Origin of the sequence: Streptomyces hokutonensis, assembly GCF_042751305.1 — a bacterium.
GTDB lineage: Bacteria > Actinomycetota > Actinomycetes > Streptomycetales > Streptomycetaceae > Streptomyces > Streptomyces hokutonensis_A.
The window spans coordinates 62,995-70,174 of the sequence record NZ_JBHYWD010000013.1; the positions used below are offsets into that span (position 1 = coordinate 62,995).

A 7,180-nucleotide genomic window follows, 5' to 3' on the forward strand; every position below is an offset into this window, starting at 1 on the left:
CGGGCGCCCCCCCCCCCGGGGGGGCGGCCCCCGGGGGGGGGGGCGCCGCCCCCCCCCCCCCCCCCCCCCTCTGCACCCCCGCACAACAGACGCACAGAAATTGGTCTTCCGTTCACCTGGGGGCCCGTTTGGACGGGGGCTGTTGGGCAGATGCTGGGGTGTCCCGCGCGGGCTCAAACAGGCGAGCCCGTCCCTGCCAGGGAGTGTTCTGCACGATGGCCCTCGTACCAGGCACGATACGACCGCCCCGCCGGCTCGACGACGTTCCCGGCTGGTTTCCCGTTCTCGACCAGGTCCTCTTCGAATGGTTCCTGGACCGGCAGGAGGCCACGGGAACGCGGGGCGATCTGCTGGAGGTCGGGGTGTACATGGGGAAGAGCGCGATCTTCCTCGGCCGGCACGGTCAGGACAGTGAGAACTTCACCGTCTGCGACCTCTTCGAGGGCGACGCCCTGGACGACGCCAACCAGGCCGAGTCCACGAAGTCGTACAGCGCGCTCACCCAGCAGATCTTCGAGGAGAACTACCTCGCCTTCCACGAGACCCTGCCCCGGGTCCTGAAGGGCCCCAGCAGCATCGTGCCGGACAAGGTCACCCCGGCCAGCTGCCGCTTCGTCCACATAGACGCCTCGCACCTGTACGAGCACGTCCGCGACGACATCGGCGCGGCCCGCGAGGCGCTGCTGCCGGGCGGGATCGTGGTCCTGGACGACTTCCGCTCGGAACACACGCCCGGCGTCTCCGTGGCCGTCTGGGAGGCGGTGCTCACCAGGGGCCTGCGCCCGATCTGCCTGAGCACCCAGAAGCTCTACGGCACCTGGGAGGACCCGGGCCCGGTCCAGGACGAGCTGCTGGCGATGGTGCGCGAGCGCGAGGACTGCAACCTCAGCATCCAGCAGGCCGCGGGGCACCGCATCGTCCGCCTGAAGTCCAAGAAGGGCATGCAGGCCCCGCCCTTCCCGCCGTCCCGGTTCGCGCACCTCGCGGAGGAGGTCGCGCCGGAGCCCGCACCGGCCAAGGCCCCGCCCCGCCGCCGTAGCGCGACCCGGGCCCGCCGCGTCGCGGCCGACCTGCTGCCGCCGATCCTGACCCGCGCGATCCGCAACGGCCTCAGCCGCTCCTGAACCGGGCCTCGATGCCCGCGATCACCAGGTCGAGCCCTTCCTCGAAGTGCCGGCCGTAGTCCTGGAAGATCTCCGCGCCCGCCGCGGCCGACATCGGGAAGTCGGCCATCAGGCGGGCGCGTTCGTCCATGTCGTAGCCCTCGCGGCGCTCGTCCGGCAGCGGCTGGACGCCCTGTTCCTCGCTGACGAAACCGATCGTGTAGAGGTACGACGTCGAAGTCGCGCGGACCGCCTGGGCGAGGGTGAAGCCGGCCTCCGTGAACAGCCGCAGGGTGTCCTCCATCTGCACCGCGTGCAGGGTGCCGGTGAAGCGTGAGCCGCTGAAGACTTTGGCGCCGTCGCGGTAGCCGAGCAGTGCGGTGCGCAGCCCCCGGTTGGATTTCAGCAGCCGCTGCTGCCAGGTGTCCTCGCGCACGAGCGGGACGTCGGCGACCATCCGCCGGTACATCTCCGTCGCCATCTCGTCGAGCAGCGCCTGTTTGTCCTTGAAGTGCCAGTACAGGGCGGGCGCCTTGACGTCCAGCTCCTTGGCGATGGCCCTCAGGGACAGCCCGTCGAGGCCGACCTCGTTCAGCACCTTCAGGGCGGTGTCCGCGACCCGTTTGCGGTCCAGGGGGATGCGTCGTTCCGTACTCACGCTTGACAGCTTAACGGCGTTAAGGGCACCCTGCTGCCCGTAGCAACTTAACATCGTTAAGGAGATGAGGATCATGACGAACCACACAGATGTACTGATCGTCGGCGCCGGCCCGACCGGCCTCGCCCTCGGCATCGACCTGGCCCGGCGCGGGGTTGACGCGCTGGTCGTGGAGAAGGCGGACGCGCTGTTCCCCGGCTCGCGCGGCAAGGGCATCCAGCCGCGCACGATGGAGGTCTTCGACGACCTCGGCGTGATCGGCGCGATCCTCGCGAAGGGCGGCCCCTACCCGACCGGCGCGGTCTGGAAGGACGGCCGCAAGGTCGGCGAGCACCGGATGTTCGAGCCGTCCGGGACGGACCCCGACACCCCGTACGGCATCCCGTGGATGGTGCCGCAGTGGCGCACCCAGGAGATCCTGTCCGCGCGGCTGACCGAGCTGGGCGGGACGGTTGCCTTCGGCCGGGAGGTCACCGGCTTCACCCAGGACCAGGACGGCGTGACCGTCGAGTTCGCCTCCGGTACGGCCGTCCGCGCCCGGTACCTCGTCGCCGCCGACGGCGGTCGCTCGCTCGTCCGCCGGACCCTGGGCATCGGCATGACCGGCGAGACCGTCGACCCGAACCCGATGCTGGTCGCGGACGTCCGCGTCACCGGCCTGGACCGCGACAACGTGCACGTCTTCCCGCCGCACGGCGAGGCCGGCTTCCTCGCGGTCTTCCCGCTGGCGGGCACCGAGGACTTCCAGGTCGTCGCCCAGTTCCCGGAGGGCACCGACATCGGCCTCTCGCTCGACGGCGTCCGCGAGACCGTGGCCGCCCGCACCCACCTCGCCCCCGAGGACGTGACGGAACTCCGCTGGGCCTCGGACTTCCGGCCGCGCGCCGCACTCGCCGACCGCTTCCGCGCCGGGCGGGTCTTCCTGGCCGGGGACGCGGCCCACGTCCACTCGCCGGCCGGCGGCCAGGGCCTCAACACCAGCGTCCAGGACGCCTACAACCTCGGCTGGAAGCTCGGCGCGGTGCTGCGCGAGGGCGCCCCCGAGTCCCTGCTCGACACCTACGAGGAGGAGCGGCTGCCCAACGCCGCCGACATGCTCGGCATCTCCACCCGGGTCCACCACGGCGAGGTGCAGCGCGGCAAGGCCACCCAGCAGCTCGGCCTCGGCTACCGCGGCCGCTCACTCGCGGTGGACACCCGCACCGACCTGCCCGAGGACGCACTGCGGGCGGGCGACCGCGCCCCCGACCGCACGATCGACGGCGCCCGCCTCTTCGACACCTTCCGCGGCCCGCACTGGACCCTGCTGGCCCTGGGCACGAAGCCCCCGGCGGCCGTCGGCGATTCGGTGCGCGTCCTGGAGGGCCCCGCCGTCGAGACGTACGGCACGGGCCTCTTCCTGGTCCGCCCCGACGGCTACGTCGGCTGGGCGGGCACCACGGAGGACGGCCTCGCGGAGTACGCGAAGCGTCTCGGCATCCGCGTCGGCTAGACGGAACTGGCGAGCGACAGCTTCACCGCGAACCCAAGGAACAGCGCGCCCGCCGCCGAGGTCGCCCCCGCCGCGAGCCGCCTGCGCCGCCGGAAGGCCGCCGCCAGCCGGGTCCCGCCGAAGATCAGCGCACTGAGGTAGAGGAAGCTCGCCAGCTGCGCGAACGCGCCGAGCACGACGAACGACAGCGCGGGATAGGCGTACCCCGGGTCGACGAACTGCACGAAGAAGGCGACGAAGAACAGGATCGCCTTCGGGTTGAAGAGACTGACGACGAAGGCACGCCGGTACGGCCGCTCGTCGGCGGCCTCCGCGGCGGGAGCCGACTCCATGGCCGCCCGCTCCTTCCGGGTCCGCCACATCGCCCACGCGGCCCGCAGCATCCCGAACGCGAGCCAGGTCAGATACCCGGCCCCCGCGTACTTCACGATCCCGAACAGCACGGCATTGGCCTGCAGCAGCGAGGCGACCCCGGCCGCGGACAGCGTCATCAGCACGGTGTCCCCGCACCACACACCGGCGGCGGCCGTGTACCCGGCCCGGGTCCCGCGCCGGGCGGCGACCGAGACGACGTACAGCGAGTTGGGGCCGGGCAGAAGGACGATCAGGACCAGGCCGGCGAGGTAGGTGGGGAGGTCTATGACACCGAACATGAGCACGAGTGTGCCATGGGGGTACGACGGTCAGCCTTCGCCGTCGAGGAGGACGTCCACGGAGAGGTCGAGGGCGACGCCTACGGACTCCGGGACCGGGATGCTCTGGCCTCGCTTGTAGCGCTCAGGGTCGGGGTACTTGCCATCGGCCGGGTTGGAGTAGAGGAGGACTTCGTCGTGCCTGCGGTCGGCGATGACGTAGACGGGAATGCCGGCTCGCGCGTGGATGTCGACCTTGGTGGCCGTATCGTTGGTCCAGTTGGAGGACGTGACTTCCAGTACCAGGCGGAAGACGTGCGGCGCGTAGCAGTTCTTCTCGACGAGTGCGTCCATGAAGTCGGCGTCGACGACAGAGAAGTCGGGCACCGCATAGTCGTCGGGCCCCGTGGGCAGCCACAGCCCGATCCCTTGGACGTACCTCAGCCCTGCCTGTCTGGCCCCAGCATCGGCGAAGTCCTCGATGAGCCGGGTCAGTGTCTCCTGATGCGAGCCATCCGGCGGCGGTGTCACAACAATGCTCCCGTTGAGGATCTCCACCCGGTGTCCGGGCAGCTCCTCCCACAGCCGGTCGGCGGCTTCGGCAAGCGACGACTCATGCAGCATCACGGCCACGGCACCCTCCTTTGGGGAACACCCTCCACGAGCGTAACCGGTGACGTGCAGCTTCCTCCTCCGATCACCCACACGGAGTAATCGACCATCTCAGAACGCATCCACCGGCACATACACCCCCCACACCTCCCGAAGAACCCCGCACACCTCCCCTACCGTCCCCCGCGCCCGCAGCACCTCCTTCATCGGATACAGGACGTTGTCCGTACCCTCCGCCGCCTCCCGCAGCGCGCCCAGCGCCGACTCCACCGCACCCTGGTCCCGTCCGGCGCGGAGCCTCGCCAGCCGCTCCGCCTGCTGGGCCTCGATGGCCGGGTCGACGCGGAGGGGTTCGTACGGCTCCTCGGTGTCCAGGGTGAAGCGGTTGACGCCGACGACGACGCGTTCACCGGAGTCGGTCTCCTGGGCGACGCGGTAGGCGCTGCGCTCGATCTCGCCCTTCTGGAAGCCGAGTTCGATGGCGCCGACCGCGCCGCCCAACTCCTCGACCCGCCGCATCAGTTCGACGGCGGCCCCCTCCACGTCGTCCGTCATGCTCTCCACGGCGTACGAACCCGCGAAGGGGTCGACCGTCGCGGTCACGTCCGTCTCGTACGCCAACACCTGCTGTGTACGCAGCGCGAGGCGGGCGCTCTTGTCGGTCGGGAGCGCGATCGCCTCGTCGAAGGAGTTGGTGTGCAGGGACTGGGTGCCGCCGAGGACCGCGGCCAGGCCCTGGACGGCGACGCGGACGAGGTTCACCTCCGGCTGCTGGGCGGTGAGTTGAACGCCCGCGGTCTGGGTGTGGAAGCGCAGCATCAGGGATTTCGGGTTGCGCGCGCCGAACTCCTCCCGCATCACCCGGGCCCAGATCCGGCGCGCCGCACGGAACTTGGCGACCTCTTCGAGCAGCGTCGTACGGGCCACGAAGAAGAACGACAGCCGGGGTGCGAAGTCGTCGACGTCCATGCCGGCCGCGATCGCCGTACGGACGTACTCGATGCCGTCGGCGAGCGTGAAGGCGATCTCCTGCGCGGGCGAGGCGCCGGCCTCGGCCATGTGGTAGCCGGAGATCGAGATGGTGTTCCACTTCGGGATCTCGGCGCCGCAGTACCGGAAGATGTCCGCGGTCAGGCGCAGGGACGGCTTCGGCGGGAAGATGTACGTGCCCCGCGCGATGTACTCCTTCAGTACGTCGTTCTGGATCGTGCCCGTCAACTGCCCCGCCGCCACGCCCTGTTCCTCGGCGACCAGCTGGTACATCAGCAGGAGGAGGGCGGCGGGGGCGTTGATCGTCATCGACGTCGACACCTTGTCCAGCGGGATGCCGTCGAACAGCAACCGCATGTCGTCGACCGAGTCGACGGCCACTCCCACCTTGCCGACCTCGCCGTGGGCGAGCGGTGCGTCGGAGTCGTGGCCCATCTGGGTGGGCAGGTCGAAGGCGACGGACAGGCCGGTGGTGCCGTGGGCGATCAGCTGCCGGTAGCGGGCGTTGGACTCGGCGGCCGTGCCGAAACCGGCGTACTGGCGCATGGTCCAGGGCCGTCCGGTGTACATGGACGGGTACACGCCCCGCGTGAAGGGGTACTCCCCCGGCTCGCCCAGCCGCTCGGCCGGGTCCCAGCCGGCGAGTGCCCCGGGGCCGTAGACGGGTTCGACGGGCAGGCCCGACTCCGATTCGCGCACCATGGTGTGCACCTCCGGACACCACGATGCCGCGCCGTTCGCGGCCCGTCATCCGGGGGTACGTGTCCGGGTGACACCGGTGAGACGGCGGGGGTCCGGGATGCGTACTGCGGGTATGGGGAGAGCGATCGTCGCCACGGCGGCCCTGTCGGCGCTGCTGGCGGTGTGCGGCTGCACGGTGCAGGGCACGGACTCGGACGGCAAGCACCACCTGCCGGTGCGCATCGAACTGCCGGGAGCCAAGGCCAGTCCCTCGGCCACGCCGAGCACGCCAAGTGCCGAGCCCGCCGCGAACGTCCTGTGGTCGCGCGGCGACAGCGGCTCCGGAGTGCGCGAGCTGCAGGCACGGCTACGGCAGGCCGACTGGCTCTTCGACGGGCCGACCGGGACCTACGACGACCTCACCGAGCAGGCCGTCGCCGGTTTCCAGGGCAAGCGCGGGCTGCCGAAGACGGGCGAGACCGACAAGGTCACCTGGCAGCGGCTGGTGAAGATGACCAAGAAGCCGGGCAAGTGGGACCTGTATCTGATGGGCGGCCAGCCCGCCGGCGCGCCCGACCCGCGCTGTCTGACCGGCCGGGTGCTGTGCATCGACAAGACGACCCGCACCCTGCGCTGGATGATCGACGGGCGGACGGTGTCGACGATGTCGGTCCGCTTCGGCGCGCAGTACACCCCGACCAGGGACGGTGTGTTCCACGTCTACTGGAAGGCCCGGAACTGGGTGTCGACGCTCTACAACTCCCCGATGCCGTATGCCATGTTCTTCAGCGGCGGCCAGGCGGTGCACTACTCCTACGACTTCTCGATGCGGGGTTACGCGGGCGGCTCGCACGGCTGCGTCAACGTACGGGACGAGGCGGCGATCGCAAGTCTGTTCGCACAGGTGCGGACCGGCGACAAGGTCGTCGTCCATCGGTGAGGTGTGCGGGGCGCGGGCGGGACCGCGGGGCCCAGGGACGCCCCCCCCCCCCGCCCCCACCCCCAGTAAGGG

7 protein-coding genes are annotated in these 7,180 nt (G+C 70.6%); 3 read left to right on the forward strand and 4 right to left on the reverse strand.

Translation table 11 applies throughout. The features are described from left to right. Positions 1-215: 215 nt before the first annotated feature. Positions 216-1,124: a class I SAM-dependent methyltransferase gene (locus tag ACFXC1_RS30850; protein WP_381248593.1), complete on the forward strand. Its 909-nt coding sequence runs from the start codon at positions 216-218 to the stop codon at positions 1,122-1,124. Here the strand turns inward: ACFXC1_RS30850 and ACFXC1_RS30855 are convergent. Continuing rightward, positions 1,111-1,761, reverse strand: coding sequence for a TetR/AcrR family transcriptional regulator C-terminal domain-containing protein (locus ACFXC1_RS30855; protein WP_381248596.1), 651 nt, complete (start codon positions 1,759-1,761; stop codon positions 1,111-1,113). The genes ACFXC1_RS30850 and ACFXC1_RS30855 overlap by 14 nt on opposite strands. Positions 1,762-1,834: 73 nt before the next feature. Here ACFXC1_RS30855 and ACFXC1_RS30860 point away from each other — a divergent pair, with 73 nt between their 5' ends. Next, entirely contained in the window at positions 1,835-3,253 is a 1,419-nt protein-coding gene (locus tag ACFXC1_RS30860) for an FAD-dependent oxidoreductase (RefSeq protein ID WP_381248599.1), read from the forward strand. Here the strand turns inward: ACFXC1_RS30860 and leuE are convergent. From leuE to ACFXC1_RS30875, 3 genes are all read right to left on the reverse strand, one after another. Next, positions 3,250-3,906, reverse strand: coding sequence for a leucine efflux protein LeuE (gene leuE, locus ACFXC1_RS30865; protein WP_381248601.1), 657 nt, complete (start codon positions 3,904-3,906; stop codon positions 3,250-3,252). The genes ACFXC1_RS30860 and leuE overlap by 4 nt on opposite strands. Positions 3,907-3,936: 30 nt before the next feature. Further along, a complete protein-coding gene (locus ACFXC1_RS30870) occupies positions 3,937-4,518 on the reverse strand; it encodes a Uma2 family endonuclease (RefSeq protein WP_381248604.1) in 582 nt (193 codons plus the stop codon). Between the two features lie 90 nt (positions 4,519-4,608). Next, positions 4,609-6,189 carry an acyl-CoA mutase large subunit family protein gene (locus tag ACFXC1_RS30875; RefSeq protein ID WP_381248607.1) on the reverse strand — a complete coding sequence of 527 codons (1,581 nt, stop codon included), beginning with the start codon at positions 6,187-6,189 and terminating at the stop codon, positions 4,609-4,611. A 112-nt stretch (positions 6,190-6,301) separates the two neighbouring features. On the opposite strand from ACFXC1_RS30875, the gene ACFXC1_RS30880 reads away from it, so the two are divergent. Further along, entirely contained in the window at positions 6,302-7,108 is an 807-nt protein-coding gene (locus ACFXC1_RS30880; RefSeq protein WP_381248609.1) for a L,D-transpeptidase family protein, read from the forward strand. The last annotated feature ends 72 nt before the right edge of the window (positions 7,109-7,180 follow it).

What these genes read in the sequence shown, in the direction of transcription:
- ACFXC1_RS30875 (WP_381248607.1), bottom strand. Translation starts at nt 6,189, where the DNA reads ATGGTGCGCGAATCGGAGTCGGGCCTGCCCGTCGAACCCGTCTACGGC.
- leuE (WP_381248601.1), bottom strand. Translation starts at nt 3,906, where the DNA reads ATGTTCGGTGTCATAGACCTCCCCACCTACCTCGCCGGCCTGGTCCTG.
- ACFXC1_RS30850 (WP_381248593.1), top strand. Translation starts at nt 216, where the DNA reads ATGGCCCTCGTACCAGGCACGATACGACCGCCCCGCCGGCTCGACGAC.
- ACFXC1_RS30880 (WP_381248609.1), top strand. Translation starts at nt 6,302, where the DNA reads ATGGGGAGAGCGATCGTCGCCACGGCGGCCCTGTCGGCGCTGCTGGCG.
- ACFXC1_RS30860 (WP_381248599.1), top strand. Translation starts at nt 1,835, where the DNA reads ATGACGAACCACACAGATGTACTGATCGTCGGCGCCGGCCCGACCGGC.